The organism is Pseudomonas sp. lyk4-R2A-10, from assembly GCF_030209075.1.
Lineage (GTDB): Bacteria > Pseudomonadota > Gammaproteobacteria > Pseudomonadales > Pseudomonadaceae > Aquipseudomonas > Aquipseudomonas glycinae.
Genome location: NZ_JARVSR010000013.1, coordinates 174,366 through 187,224, shown reverse-complemented (window position 1 = coordinate 187,224; position 12,859 = coordinate 174,366). Strand labels below are relative to the sequence as shown.

General features: G+C 61.4%; 13 protein-coding genes. 3 read left to right on the top strand and 10 right to left on the bottom strand.

What is annotated here, in order from left to right:
- Positions 1-22: 22 nt before the first annotated feature.
- From arfA to leuS, 4 genes are all read right to left on the bottom strand, one after another.
- A complete protein-coding gene (gene arfA / locus QRN46_RS24490) occupies positions 23-187 on the bottom strand; it encodes an alternative ribosome rescue factor ArfA (protein WP_007958672.1) in 165 nt (54 codons plus the stop codon).
- Positions 188-327: 140 nt separating this feature from the next.
- A complete protein-coding gene (gene holA, locus QRN46_RS24485) occupies positions 328-1,365 on the bottom strand; it encodes a DNA polymerase III subunit delta (protein WP_007958673.1) in 1,038 nt (345 codons plus the stop codon).
- Positions 1,366-1,404: 39 nt separating this feature from the next.
- Positions 1,405-2,010, bottom strand: a complete 606-nt coding sequence (locus tag QRN46_RS24480) for an LPS-assembly lipoprotein LptE (protein WP_011336090.1) — start codon at positions 2,008-2,010, stop codon at positions 1,405-1,407.
- An 87-nt stretch (positions 2,011-2,097) separates the two neighbouring features.
- Positions 2,098-4,704 carry a leucine--tRNA ligase gene (gene leuS, locus QRN46_RS24475; protein ID WP_011336089.1) on the bottom strand — a complete coding sequence of 869 codons (2,607 nt, stop codon included), beginning with the start codon at positions 4,702-4,704 and terminating at the stop codon, positions 2,098-2,100.
- Positions 4,705-4,958: 254 nt separating this feature from the next.
- Here leuS and QRN46_RS24470 point away from each other — a divergent pair, with 254 nt between their 5' ends.
- Together QRN46_RS24470 and QRN46_RS24465 are read left to right on the top strand one after the other, a co-directional pair.
- Positions 4,959-5,282, top strand: a complete 324-nt coding sequence (locus QRN46_RS24470; protein ID WP_011336088.1) for a hypothetical protein — start codon at positions 4,959-4,961, stop codon at positions 5,280-5,282.
- Positions 5,283-5,387: 105 nt separating this feature from the next.
- A complete protein-coding gene (locus tag QRN46_RS24465; protein ID WP_011336087.1) occupies positions 5,388-6,167 on the top strand; it encodes a YdcF family protein in 780 nt (259 codons plus the stop codon).
- 35 nt (positions 6,168-6,202) lie between these two features.
- Here the strand turns inward: QRN46_RS24465 and lnt are convergent, their stop codons facing one another.
- The 5 genes from lnt to miaB form a co-directional block, all read right to left on the bottom strand.
- On the bottom strand, positions 6,203-7,726 hold the full coding sequence (gene lnt / locus QRN46_RS24460; protein WP_011336086.1) for an apolipoprotein N-acyltransferase: 1,524 nt from the start codon (positions 7,724-7,726) through the stop codon (positions 6,203-6,205).
- Between the two features lie 17 nt (positions 7,727-7,743).
- Positions 7,744-8,583 carry a CorC family transporter gene (locus tag QRN46_RS24455; protein WP_007909641.1) on the bottom strand — a complete coding sequence of 280 codons (840 nt, stop codon included), beginning with the start codon at positions 8,581-8,583 and terminating at the stop codon, positions 7,744-7,746.
- A gap of 5 nt (positions 8,584-8,588) precedes the next feature.
- On the bottom strand, positions 8,589-9,083 hold the full coding sequence (gene ybeY, locus QRN46_RS24450; RefSeq protein ID WP_011336085.1) for an rRNA maturation RNase YbeY: 495 nt from the start codon (positions 9,081-9,083) through the stop codon (positions 8,589-8,591).
- Positions 9,076-10,080, bottom strand: a complete 1,005-nt coding sequence (locus QRN46_RS24445) for a PhoH family protein (protein ID WP_011336084.1) — start codon at positions 10,078-10,080, stop codon at positions 9,076-9,078. Before QRN46_RS24445 ends, ybeY begins: the two co-directional genes overlap by 8 nt.
- Positions 10,081-10,203: 123 nt before the next feature.
- Positions 10,204-11,532, bottom strand: coding sequence for a tRNA (N6-isopentenyl adenosine(37)-C2)-methylthiotransferase MiaB (miaB, locus tag QRN46_RS24440; RefSeq protein ID WP_011336083.1), 1,329 nt, complete (start codon positions 11,530-11,532; stop codon positions 10,204-10,206).
- Positions 11,533-11,664: 132 nt separating this feature from the next.
- Between miaB and QRN46_RS24435 the strand changes: the two genes are divergently transcribed.
- Complete coding sequence (locus tag QRN46_RS24435) at positions 11,665-11,994, top strand: DUF1820 family protein (RefSeq protein ID WP_007958692.1); 330 nt, start codon at positions 11,665-11,667, stop codon at positions 11,992-11,994.
- A gap of 98 nt (positions 11,995-12,092) precedes the next feature.
- On the opposite strand, the gene QRN46_RS24430 is transcribed toward QRN46_RS24435, so the two are convergent.
- Entirely contained in the window at positions 12,093-12,647 is a 555-nt protein-coding gene (locus QRN46_RS24430) for a tetratricopeptide repeat protein (RefSeq protein ID WP_011336082.1), read from the bottom strand.
- Positions 12,648-12,859 lie beyond the last annotated feature (212 nt).

The window sequence follows — 12,859 nt, the reverse complement described above, 5'->3', positions numbered from 1 at the left end:
CATGAGGAAGGGGTGCTGTGCTTCAAGCGGCCAGAAAGTAAGAAGCCTCCCAGCTGTCAGACTGGAAGGCTTCGCGGCGGTAGCTGCCTTTGCCCTTGGTGGGGCGTTCCTGGCGGCTGCGGAACAGGGGTTGGGCGACGATGGATTTGGCCTTGTTGTGGCCATGTTTCGATGGCTTTTTGCTCATGAGGGTTCTCTCGATTGAGTGAGGTCTTGCGCGGCAGATAATCTGCCGATCTCGGGCGTCTGTCTATAGGACCGAGGGCGGGATGTTCTGTAGGAAATGGACTCGGTAAACAACGGGACCGCCGCGCGCGATCCCGGATTTCATTCGGCAGGTAATGTCAGACGCTGACCGGCCATCAGCAGCGCCAACCGGCTGAGGCTCATCCACGGCGAACCGGCTGCCTGGCCCTTGATCTGCGCATCGATACGCTGGGCTTCGAGCAGCAACTGCGCCCAGCGTTGCGCCGAGTAACGTTGCAGGGCCTTGCTCATCAGCGGTTTGCGCTTGTCCCAGACCGGCGGCTTGGCCTGACTGAAGCACTTGTCCAGCGGTGTGCCCTGGCTGTACTGCAACGAGATGTTGGCCAGCAAGCGCAACTCCCGGGCCAGAGCCCAGAGGATCACCGGTGGTTCGACCCCTTCACCGCGCAGCCCTTCGAGCATGCGCAGGGCGTGAGCCGGTTCGCCGTTGAGCACTGCGTCGGTCAGGCCGAATACGTCGAAGCGCGCACTGTCGGCCACGGCTGCCTGCACGGTTTCGACGGTGATCTGCCCGCCCTCGGCCATCAGCTTGAGTTTTTCGATCTCTTGCGCGGCAGCCAGCAGATTGCCTTCGACCCGCGCGGCGATCAATTCGACCGCGTCCTGGCTGGCCGACAAGCCGGCCTGGGACAGTCGCTGACGAATCCAGCTCGGCAGCTGGTTGGCATCTACCGGCCAGATCTGCACGAACTGGGTCTGCTGACCCTCGACCAGCGCCTTGCCCCACTTGGTCTTCTGCGCGCTACCGTCCAGCTTCGGCAGGCTGATCAACAGTACCGTGTCTTCAGCCGGGCGCGAGCAGTACTCGATCAGCGCGGCGGCGCCCTTGTCACCGGGCTTGCCCGAAGGCAGGCGCAGTTCCAGCAAGCGCTTTTCGGCGAACAGCGACATGCTGGCGCCAGCCTGCAGCAGCGTACCCCAATCGAAATTGGCGTCGGCGGCAAAGACCTGGCGTTCGTCGAACCCTTGCTGACGGGCAGCGGAGCGAATGGCGTCGGCAGCTTCCTGACACAGCAGCGGGTCATCGCCGCTGATGATGTAGACCGGCGCGAGGGCGCCTTGCAGGTGTTTGCCGAGTTGGGCGGGAGCGAGCTTCATAAGAGAGGGCGAACGGGGCGCCTGAGCGCCCCGTACGTCTTACTGCTGCGGCAGTTCGAGCGGCGACTGACGCGGGGTTTCCGCTTCAGCCTTCTGCGCCGCTTCGAGTGCATCGGCTTCAGCCTTGGCCCGGGCATTGGCTGTCTGCTGCAGGGCATCCAGTTGAGCCGGCGTCAGTTGCTGCAGGCGCAGCATCATGCGTTGTACCAGTTCGCGCTGGGTTTCACGGCGGGCATCGTTGGCTTCCTGGTCGGAACCCACCAGGTTGTTGCCGTCGTGAATGAACACTTTCTGCACTTCAAGCTTGTCGCTTTTCAGCAGCAGACCTTTCTCGCCACGGATGTCATAGCTGAGCACGGTGCTCACCTGGTACTCGCCAGTGCGACCCGCACCGGCGTAGCTGAGGATGCGCTGGGATTCCTGTTCATCGGAAAGGTAAAGCTTGTATGGCGCGCCGGAGACAACCTTGACGCCACTGGATTCAAGCACCTGACGCAGTTGCGTCACGATTTCGCCATAGGCGTTGCGGGCGCTCAGATCAAGTTCCTTGATCGTCAGTTCGGTGGTGCCGGTGCCGCGCAGCTGGAAACCGCAGGCGCTCAACAGGACGGCGAGGCCCATCACCAGCAGATTGCGTTTGATCATTGTGTTGCTCCCCTTGAAACCATGTGGGCCGACTCTGTGGCCCGAAAGGTTTTACTGGGCGTCAGGCTCACCTGACGCCCGATCCAATTAGCTGGCGACGATATTGACCAGTTTCCCGGGCACTACGATCACTTTGCGAATCGTCAGACCGTCAACAAAACGCAGCACGTTTTCGTTGGCACGGGCTGCCGCTTCGACTTCTTCACGGGTGGCGGCGGCCGGCATTTCGATCTGGCCACGCAGCTTGCCGTTGACCTGGATCACCAGGGTCAGGCTGTCCTGCACCAGCGCACTTTCGTCCAGCACCGGCCAGCTGGCGTCGATCACCGGATCGGCGTGGCCCAGGCGGTTCCACAGCTCGTGGCTGATGTGCGGTGTGATCGGAGCCAGCAGCAGCGTCACGGTTTCCAGACCTTCCTGAACCAGTGCGCGATCCTGTTCGGTCGCTTGCGCGGCTTTTTCCAGCACGTTCATCAACGTCATCACCTGGGCGATGGCGGTGTTGAATTTGTGGTTCTGGCCGACGTCATGGCTGGCCTGCTTGATCGCCTGGTGAATCGCGCGACGAATGACTTTCTGCTCGTCATTCAGACTGGCGATGTCCAGTTTGCCTGGCAGGCCCTGAGTGATGTGGGCCTGAGCCAGACGCCAGACGCGCTTGAGGAAGCGGTGCGAGCCTTCCACGCCGGAGTCGGACCATTCCGCGCTCATGTCAGGTGGCGAGGCGAACATCATGAACAGACGGCAGGTGTCGGCGCCGAACTGGTCAATCATCGACTGAGGGTCGACGCCGTTGTTCTTCGACTTGGCCATCTTCTCGGTGCCGCCGATTTCCACCGGCAGGCCATCGGCGATCAGCTTGGCGCTGATGACCTTGGCCTTGCTGTCGCGCTCAAGTTCCACGTCCGCCGGGTTGAACCAGGTGTAGGCACCATTGGCTTCGCGACGATAGTAAGTCTCGGCGACCACCATGCCCTGGGTCAGCAGGTTCTTGAACGGCTCGTTGGAGCTCACCAGGCCTTCGTCGCGCATCAGCTTGTGGAAGAAACGCGCGTACAGCAGGTGAAGAATGGCGTGTTCGATACCGCCGATGTACTGATCCACCGGCAACCAGTGGTCGGCCGCGGATTTTTCCACCAGACCGCCTTCGAAGTGCGGCGAGGCGTAACGGGCGTAGTACCAGGACGACTCGACGAAGGTGTCCATGGTGTCGGTTTCACGCTTGGCAGGCTGACCGCATTTCGGGCAGGTGCACTCGTAGAACTCAGGCATGCGCGCCAGCGGCGAACCGGCGCCGTCCGGCACTACGTCTTCCGGCAGGACGACCGGCAGTTGGTCTTCCGGCACCGGCACGTCACCGCAGGCGTCGCAGTGAATGATCGGGATCGGGCAGCCCCAGTAGCGCTGACGGCTGATGCCCCAGTCGCGCAGGCGGAACTGGGTGCGCGAGGCACCGAGGTTTTTCTTGATCAGGGCGACTTCCATGGCGTCGAACGCGCCGGCGAAGTCCAGGCCGTCGAACTCGCCGGAGTTGATCAGCGTGCCGTGCTCGCCGTAGGCGTCTTGCCATGGCGCCGGGTTGGTGTCACCGGAGCTGGTGCGCACCACGGATTTGACCGGCAGGTTGTACTTGTGGGCGAATTCGAAATCGCGCTCGTCGTGCGCCGGCACAGCCATGACTGCGCCGTCGCCGTAGTGCATCAGCACGTAGTTGGCGACCCACACCGGCAGTTTTTCGCCGGTCAGCGGGTGCTCGACGAACAGGCCGGTCGGCAGGCCTTTCTTCTCTTGAGTGGCGACGTCGGCTTCGGCGACGCTGCCGCCCTTGCATTCGGCGATGAACGCTTGCAGCTCAGGGTTGTTCTTCGCGGCGAGAGCGGCCAGGTGGTGCTCGGCAGCCACAGCAACGTAAGTTGCGCCCATCAGGGTGTCCGGACGGGTGGTGAAGACTTTCAGGGTGCCGCTTTCGCCGATCGAGTCGACGTTGTACGGGAACTGCACTTCCATCCCGCGCGACTTGCCGATCCAGTTGCGCTGCATGGTCTTGACCTGTTCAGGCCAGCCAGTCAGTTCGTCGAGGCTCTCCAGCAGCTCATCCGCGTACGCGGTGATCTTGAAGTAGTACATCGGGATTTCGCGCTTTTCGATCAGCGCGCCGGAACGCCAGCCGCGACCGTCGATCACCTGTTCGTTGGCCAGGACGGTCTGGTCGATCGGGTCCCAGTTCACGGTGCCGTTCTTGCGGTAGATCACGCCTTTTTCGAACAGGCGAGTGAACAGCCATTGTTCCCAGCGGTAGTAATCCGGTTTGCAGGTGGTGACTTCGCGCGACCAGTCCACCGCCAGGCCCAGGCTGCGCAGCTGGGATTTCATGTAGGCGATGTTTTCGTAGGTCCACTTGGCCGGGGCCACGTTGTTCTTCATCGCGGCGTTTTCCGCCGGCATGCCGAAGGCATCCCAACCCATCGGTTGCAGAACGTTCTTGCCGAGCATGCGCTGGTAGCGGGAGATCACGTCGCCGATGGTGTAGTTGCGCACGTGCCCCATGTGTAGCTTGCCGCTGGGGTAAGGGAACATCGACAGGCAGTAGTAAGTCTCCTTGCCTGGCTGTTCACTGACTTCAAAGGACTTTTGCTCGTCCCAGAACGACTGGGCGGCGGCTTCGATTTCACGGGGCTGATATTGTTCGTGCATGGCTACTTTTGTACTGGATAGGGGTGGCCTAATCCTCTTCAATGCGACGTTCGGGGCGTGCCGGACGAGCTGGAAGTGGAGTTACAGGAAGCGCCGTAGCATACATGACCGCGCTCGGCCTAGGGAAACCCTGATTGCAGCCGTTTGACCGGTCAAAATTGCGGCGAGGGCCGTTGGTCGCGGCGTGCAGCCGGTTTGTGCAGCGAAGCTAAGCTCTAACTGGGGAGTGAGTCTTATCTTCAATGAGGTGAGGGATGGTGGAGTCACAGCAAAAAAACGTTACCAAACCCGAGTTGTACGAGCGGTTGATCGATCGTCTGGGGATGGCCCTGGACGCGGCAAAAACCGCTGGCCGGCTGCGCGACGAGCGCCCCCTGGAGCTGGAATTGCGTGGCTTGAGTCCCGCCGAGTTCAAACTGGTCAAGGCCTATCTGGATCGCAGTGAGCGTGAAACCCACGGATACCTGTCACAAGCAGTGAAACAACTCGATGCAGCCCATACGGCCAAAGTCATCTGGCTCAAGGACAAGGCACCCGGCAGAGATGCCGTCAAAGTGCGGACTCTGCAGGCCAAGTAAACGCATGGCAGGTCAAAAAGCGGATCTTTTTCAACGGGATCCGACCCTACTGGTTGTCGCGCTGTATCAACCCACTTAGGCTTCGGGCATCTCTGGAGATGCTCGATGCCTTTTCGTTATTTCATTAAACAACTTCTATTGCCGCCAGGCGTTCTCTTGTTGCTGCTGCTCGTTGCCTGGTGGCTGCGACGTTCGCGGCCGCGACTGGCCGGGCTGTGCTTTGCCCTGGGTTTTGGCGGCTTCTGGCTGATGAGTCTGCCGGTGGTCGTGCAATGGGGTGCCAAGGCCCTGGAGCGCGAGCCGCCGCTGGCGCGGGATTCATGGGCAAGTCTGGCGCAGCGCGCCGATGCGATTGTGGTGCTGGGCTCCGGTCGCGAGCGCGGCGATCTGGCCTGGGGCGAGGATCAACCGACCGGTGTCGGGCTGGAGCGCCAGCGTTATGCGGCGCGACTGGCCAAGGCATCGGGGTTGCCGATTCTGACCAGTGGTGGCCTGCATTACGGTACGCCGCCGACCGAAGCCAAACTGATGGCCGATTCGTTGCGCGATGACTTCGGTGTGACGGTGCGCTGGCAGGAAGGGGAGAGCCGCACCACGTGGGAGAACGCCGAATTCAGCGCCAAAGTGCTATTGCCGGAAGGTGTGAAGCGGATCGTGCTGGTGACCCAGGCCTGGCACATGCCGCGAGCGGTGTGGAGCTATCAACAGGCCGGATTCGAAGTGGTGCCGGCACCGGTCGGGTTCCTCGGCACGGACAATGCGCGACCGTTTGGCGGCTGGCTGCCGGAGTTCAAGTCGATCTGGCAAAGCGGGCAGTTGATGAACGAGGCGGTGGGGCAGATCGGCTATTCACTGTTCTACCGAGGGGGTGACAGCGCCGATTGATCACTCCCGCGCAGAACGCGGGAGTGAGCGGGTTTTCAGAGCGTCTTGGACATCCGGTTGGTCATCAGCGCCCAGCCGAACAGCACCACACACAGGATGATCAGCGGCCACGAGCGCCATTGCAGATACGGCGTCAGGTTGTGCATCGGCACCACTTCGCCGTAGAGCACGCCCTGCTCGAACTGCGGAATTCGCTCGGTGATCTGGCCAAACGGGTTGATCAGCCCGGTCACGCCGTTGTTGGTCGCGCGAATCATCCAGCGTCCGGCTTCAAGCGCGCGCATCTGCGCCATTTGCAGGTGTTGCAGCGGGCCGATCGACGTACCGAACCAGGTGTCGTTGCTGATCGTCAGCAGCAGATCGCTGCGTGCCGCCAGGCCTGCGGCGAATTCCGGATACACCACTTCGTAGCAGATGAACGGCGCGATCTGATATCCCTTGGCCTGCAACAGGGCCTGATCGGCAGGGCCGCGGGCGAAGTCGGACATTGGCAGGTCGAAGAACGCGATCAGCCCGCGCAGGATGTCCTGCAAGGGTACGTACTCGCCGAATGGCACCAGCTTCTGTTTCAGATAAGTGCCATCGCCTTCGCCGACCACGGTGATGCCGTTGAAGAAGCGTTTTTCGTGACGGACCATTTCGCGGATCGGCACGCCGGTAATCAGCGCCGATTTACGCTCGGCGGCGAAGTTGCCCATCATGGTCAGGTAGCCCTCGGCGGACTCCTTGAGCACCGGGACTGCGGTTTCCGGCCAGATCAGCAGGTCCACCGGTTTGGAGCGGAAACTCAGGTCGCGGTACAGCGCCAGTTGCGCGTTGAGCTCGGCCGGGTCCCATTTCATGCTTTGCGCGACGTTGCCCTGGATGGCGGCAACGGTGAGAGGCGCGCCGGCCGGGCTGGTCCAGGCATGGCCCTTGAGCGCAATGCCTGCCGCCCATGGACCGATCAGCAATACCAGGCCGGCAGCGATGAAGGCTTTGCGGCGGGTTTGCAGCAGGCGCGGTGCGTTGTAGATCAGTGCAGCGGTCAGCGCGAGAACGAACGACACCAGCCACATCCCGCCCACTGGCGCGAGTCCGGCCAGTGGGCCGTCAAGCTGGCTGTACCCGGAATACAGCCACGGGAAACCGGTGAGGAACCAGCCACGGAAAGCTTCCTGGCCGACCCACAGCGCCGCAAACGCCAGTGCGTCAGCCACCGGCGCGTCGTTACGCCGCAACCAGCGTGCCCACAGCCAGGCGGGCAGGGCGAAGAACCAGGCAATCGCCGCCGTGAAGATCAGCATCAGGAAACCGGCCAGCAGCACCGAAGCGCCGCCGAAATGGTGGATGCTGTAATAGATCCAGCTGGTGCCGGCGCCGAACAGGCCGAAGCCGAAGCACCAGCCACGACCCAAGGCCTGACGCGGGCTCAGCTCGCGCAGGCCTGCATAGAACAGGCCGACTGCCAGCAAGGCCAGCGGCCAGAGATCGAACGGTGCCAGCGCGAAGGTGGTGATTGCACCGGCCGCCACGGCCAGCAGGTTACCGGGCCAGCCGGGACGGGTTGTCCAGCGCATTTCAATCCTTAGATTTTTTACCGGGCGATTGGGGTCAGTCGCAGCAAATGAATCCGACGGCTGTCGGCGTTCAGGATGCGGAAACGATAGGCGCCGATTTCAGTGATTTCGTTGCGTTTTGGCAAGTGCCCGAACGCGCTCATCACCAGCCCGCCGACGGTGTCGAACTCGTCGTCGGAGAATTCGCTGTCGAAGAACTCGTTGAAGTTCTCGATCGGCGTCAGGGCCTTGATCAGGAAATCACCGCTGGGCAGCGGCTTGATGTAGCTGTCTTCTTCGACGTCGTGCTCGTCTTCGATGTCGCCGACGATCTGCTCGAGCACGTCTTCGATGGTCACCAGACCGGCCACACCACCGTATTCGTCGATCACGATGGCCATGTGGTTGTGGTTGGCGCGGAATTCACGCAGCAACACGTTCAGACGCTTGGACTCCGGCACGAACGTGGCCGGGCGCAGCAGGTCCTTGATGTTGAAGCTGTCGCCGTTCTCCTTGAGGATCAGCGGCAGCAGATCCTTGGCCAGCAGCACGCCCATCACGTCGTCATGGCTTTCGCCGATGACCGGGTAGCGCGAGTGGGCCGAGTCGACCACGGCGGGGAGGAATTCGCGGGGTGTCTGGGTCGCCTTGATGCTGATCATCTGCGAGCGCGGCACCATGATGTCGCGAACCTGCAGGTCAGCCACCTGGATGGCGCCTTCGACGATGGCCAGCGCTTCGCTGTCCAGCAGTTTGTTCTGATGTGCATCGCGCAGCAGCTCAAGCAGCTCCTGGCGGTTCTTCGGCTCGTGGGCAAAAGCCTGGGTCAGTTTACCCAGCCATGACTTTTGCCCGTTGCTCGATCGATCTTCGCTCATAGCGATTACTCTGAATCCTTTGTTGTAACAGTAGGGGATGTTTCGGTTTCGTCGTCCGCGTACGGATCGGGATAACCCAATTCGGCAAGCAACTCGCGTTCCAGTGCTTCCATTTCCTCGGCTTCCTCGTCATCTATATGGTCGTAACCAAGCAGATGCAAGCAGCCGTGAATGACCAGATGTGCCCAGTGGGCCTTTAGTTCCTTGCCCTGTTCGGTGGCCTCACGCTCAACCACGGCCACGCAGATCACCAGATCTCCCAGCAGCGGGATGTCTAGGAACTCGTCGGGCACTTCGGCGGGAAAGGACAGGACGTTGGTCGCGTAATCCTTGTGCCGCCAGGTGTGATTCAGCTCGCGGCCTTCGTCCTCATCGACCAGACGAATGGTCATTTCCGAGTCGGCTGTGCGCTGGCGCAGGGCCAGTTCGCACCATTGGCGGAACTCGGCTTCGGTCGGCGCAGGCGCTTCGGTCGCGATTTGCAGGTCAAGCTCAAGCATCGTGGCGGGTGTCCTTTGGCGCTTCATCGGCCAAACGCGTCTCGAAGCGCTCGTAGGCTTCGACGATGCGTTGCACCAACGGATGGCGCACCACGTCTTTGGGCTGGAAGTGGGTGAAGCTGATGCCCGGCACATCTTTCAGGACTTCGATGACGTGATGAAGTCCGGATTTGGTGCCGCGCGGCAGGTCGACCTGGGTGATGTCGCCGGTGATCACGGCCGTGGAGCCGAAACCGATCCGGGTCAGGAACATCTTCATCTGTTCGACGGTGGTGTTCTGGCTCTCATCGAGAATGATGAAGCTGTTGTTCAGCGTGCGACCGCGCATGTAGGCCAGCGGCGCGACTTCGATCACCTGACGCTCGATCAGCTTGGCCACGTATTCGAAGCCGAGCATTTCATAGAGCGCGTCGTAGAGCGGGCGCAGGTAAGGGTCGATCTTCTGCGACAGGTCGCCGGGCAGGAAGCCGAGTTTTTCACCCGCTTCGACCGCCGGACGCACCAGCAGGATGCGGCGGATCTGCTCGCGCTCCAGGGCATCGACGGCGCAGGCCACGGCCAGATAGGTCTTGCCGGTACCGGCCGGGCCGATGCCGAAGTTGATGTCGTTGCCAAGGATTTCTTTCACATAGCGCAGCTGATTCAGGCCGCGTGGGCGAATCATGCCTTTCTTGGTGCGCAGGGCGACGGAGGCTTCGGCGGGGGCGTGGTTGTCCAGTTGCTCGACAGCCGATTCCTGGAGGAACAGGTGAACCGTATCCGGCGACAGCTCTGAACCCTTGGTTTCCCGGTACAGGCGGCGAATCAGGTTTTCCGCGGAAGTGGTGTGCTTGGGTTCGCCGATCAGCTCGAACTGATTGCCGCGGTTGCGGATCTCGATGGCCAGGCGCTGTTCGATCAGCCGCAAGTGCTCGTCGAACTGCCCGCACAGATTGGCGAAGCGGCGAGCCTCAAAGGGCTCGAGGATGAAACGATGTGGTTCGATGGGTGCGTTCAAGGTCGTATTTAGCCGCCCTGGGGCAATTAGGATGAAATCAAGGATAACGCCAGCGGCGTGGGTGCGAAAGCTCTTAAAAAGCCTTGCATCGATTCAGCCGTCTGGCGCGGTCTCCTTGCGGTGTTACTGGATCAGCGAGCCGCGCAGCGAGTGCGGTTGCGCCGCGTCGATGTGGACGTCGGCGAACTGGCCGATCAGGGTCGGATTATCGCAGCGGAAGTTGACGATACGGTTATTCTCGGTCCGCCCTTGCAGCTCGCCGGGGTCTTTCTTCGAATAATCGGTCACCAGAATCCGCTGGACCGAACCGACCATTTGTCGGCTGATCTCGAACCCTTGCTGGTTCAAACGGTGCTGCAAGGCGTTCAGGCGCTCTTTCTTCAGCTCTTCCGGGGTGTCGTCGGCCAGGTCGGCAGCCGGGGTGCCCGGGCGTTGGCTGTAAACGAACGAGTAGGAAAAGTCGAAACCGACGTCGGCAATCAGCTTCATGGTCTGTTCGAAATCTTTCTCGGTTTCCCCCGGGAAGCCGACGATGAAGTCCGAACTGATGCAGATGCCCGGTACGGCGGCACGCAGTTTGCGCAGCTTGGATTTGTATTCCAGCGCCGTGTGGTTGCGCTTCATCGCGGCCAGGATCCGGTCCGAACCCGACTGCACCGGCAAGTGCAGATGCTTGACCAGTTCCGGCACTTCGGCGTGGGCCTGGATCAGGCTGTCGGAGAACTCCAGCGGGTGCGAAGTGGTGTAGCGGATGCGGTCGATGCCGTCGACCGCCGCGACCACGCGGATCAGTTCGGCCAGGTCCGCCAGGCGACCGTCGTGGGTCAGCCCGCGATAGCCGTTGACGTTCTGCCCCAGCAGGGTCACTTCACGCACACCGTTTTCGGCCAGGTGGATGATCTCGGCGATCACGTCGTCGAACGGTCGGCTGACTTCTTCGCCGCGGGTGTAAGGCACCACGCAGAACGTGCAGTACTTGCTGCAGCCCTCCATCACCGACACATAGGCGCTCGGGCCGTCGATACGCGGCTCGGGCAGGTGGTCGAATTTTTCGATTTCCGGGAACGACACGTCGACTTGCGGCAGCTTGCTGATGCGCGCGGCGTCGATCATTTCCGGCAGACGGTGCAGGGTCTGCGGGCCGAACACCACGTCGACGTACGGCGCGCGATCGCGGATCGCCGCGCCTTCCTGGCTGGCCACGCAACCGCCGACGGCGATCACCATGTCCGGGTTGGCCAGTTTCAGTTCGCGCCAGCGGCCGAGCTGGGAATACACCCGGTCCTGGGCGCGTTCGCGGATCGAGCAGGTGTTGAGCAGGATCACGTCGGCATCTTCGGCGCGCGCCGTGACTTCCAGGGCCTGGTGTTCGCCCAGCAGATCGACCATGCGCGAGCTGTCGTACTCGTTCATCTGGCAACCGTGGGTTTCGATGTAAAGCTTCTTGGCCATGGAATAGGGTCGTCACGTGGTTCAAAGAACCGCGCATTATAGGGAACATGTCCCCAGGTTCCTACCGCTGCGCGTCCGGTGGCTATGCTATAGTTCGCGCCCTCATTTTTACCCCGATGTCGTCCGCCCGCCATGACCAAACGCGAAGCTCCAATCTACAAGGTGATTTTCCTCAACCAGGGCCAGGTGTTCGAAATGTACGCCAAGCAGATCTATCAAAGTGATCTTTGGGGCTTTCTGGAAGTGGAAGAGTTCGTCTTTGGCGAGCGCACGCAAGTGGTCGTCGACCCGAGCGAAGAAAAGCTCAAGGCGCAGTTCGAAGGCGTGGTGCGCAGCTTTGTGCCGATGCACTCGATCGTGCGCATCGATGAAGTGGAGCGACTGGGGACACCGAAGATCAGCGAAGCCCGTGGCGGCGTTGGCAACGTGATGCCGTTTCCGGTGCCGATGCCCGAGAAGTAAAACCGGGTTTTATGGAAGTGATCGTTCCCATGCTCTGCGTGGGAATGCCGCCTTCGACGCTCCGCGTCGGTGACGAAAAGCGCGGGAACTATCGTTAGTCAGGGCAGGGGCGAGAACGGCGTACGCCCGTCGGCGCTCTGCAGTTCCATCAGGTATTTACGGAAAATTTGCCCGAGCACCTGGGTCGCGGTTTCCAGGTCTTCGCGGGACATCTTTTCGGACACTTCGTCGGCGGTGTCGAGCGCGTCTTCGGCGCCGTTGACCGCCGCCATCTTCAGCACGATGTACGCCTGAATGTTGTTGGCTTGCACGCCTTCGCCGTGGAAGAACATGGTGCCGAGCTTGAATTGCGCCTGGGCATGGCCTTGCAGCGAGGCCTTTTCGAAATAGCTCAGGGCTTGATTGAGGTCGCGCGGCGCGTTCTTGCCGTCGTAGTAGAACTCACCCAACTCGTATTGCGCTTGCGCATCCCCTTCATCCGCTGCCTTTTGGCAGGCGGCGAGGGCCTGCGTGACATCTTGCGGCTGAGTATTGAGGGTGCAGCGACCCATCGCCGGGATCAACAACGAGTTGCCGCCTGCTTGTGCATTCGCGAGCAGCGGCTGAAGGAGCAACAGGCAGCCCAAGGCAAGGGTGCGGCCGGTGCGGTTCATGGGAATCGACTTACCTCTGAAGGGCGCGCGGACCCGTCGAGGGATCCAATAAGCGCGCATTATGAAATAAGCAGGGCCATCCTTACAAAGTCTTTACTCGATTTTCTGCTGCGCGGGAAATATATCGCCCACTTTATGGGAGATTTTTGGCAGGCGTGTCGGAAAAGGCGCGCGAATGTAGGAGAACGCTGACGCTGGCAATGGCCAACGTC

Coding starts and splice junctions, on each gene's coding strand:
- arfA (WP_007958672.1), bottom strand. CDS start 187: ATGAGCAAAAAGCCATCGAAACATGGCCACAACAAGGCCAAATCCATC.
- holA (WP_007958673.1), bottom strand. CDS start 1,365: ATGAAGCTCGCTCCCGCCCAACTCGGCAAACACCTGCAAGGCGCCCTC.
- QRN46_RS24480 (WP_011336090.1), bottom strand. CDS start 2,010: ATGATCAAACGCAATCTGCTGGTGATGGGCCTCGCCGTCCTGTTGAGC.
- leuS (WP_011336089.1), bottom strand. CDS start 4,704: ATGCACGAACAATATCAGCCCCGTGAAATCGAAGCCGCCGCCCAGTCG.
- QRN46_RS24470 (WP_011336088.1), top strand. CDS start 4,959: ATGGTGGAGTCACAGCAAAAAAACGTTACCAAACCCGAGTTGTACGAG.
- QRN46_RS24465 (WP_011336087.1), top strand. CDS start 5,388: ATGCCTTTTCGTTATTTCATTAAACAACTTCTATTGCCGCCAGGCGTT.
- lnt (WP_011336086.1), bottom strand. CDS start 7,726: ATGCGCTGGACAACCCGTCCCGGCTGGCCCGGTAACCTGCTGGCCGTG.
- QRN46_RS24455 (WP_007909641.1), bottom strand. CDS start 8,583: ATGAGCGAAGATCGATCGAGCAACGGGCAAAAGTCATGGCTGGGTAAA.
- ybeY (WP_011336085.1), bottom strand. CDS start 9,083: ATGCTTGAGCTTGACCTGCAAATCGCGACCGAAGCGCCTGCGCCGACC.
- miaB (WP_011336083.1), bottom strand. CDS start 11,532: ATGGCCAAGAAGCTTTACATCGAAACCCACGGTTGCCAGATGAACGAG.
- QRN46_RS24435 (WP_007958692.1), top strand. CDS start 11,665: ATGACCAAACGCGAAGCTCCAATCTACAAGGTGATTTTCCTCAACCAG.
- QRN46_RS24430 (WP_011336082.1), bottom strand. CDS start 12,647: ATGAACCGCACCGGCCGCACCCTTGCCTTGGGCTGCCTGTTGCTCCTT.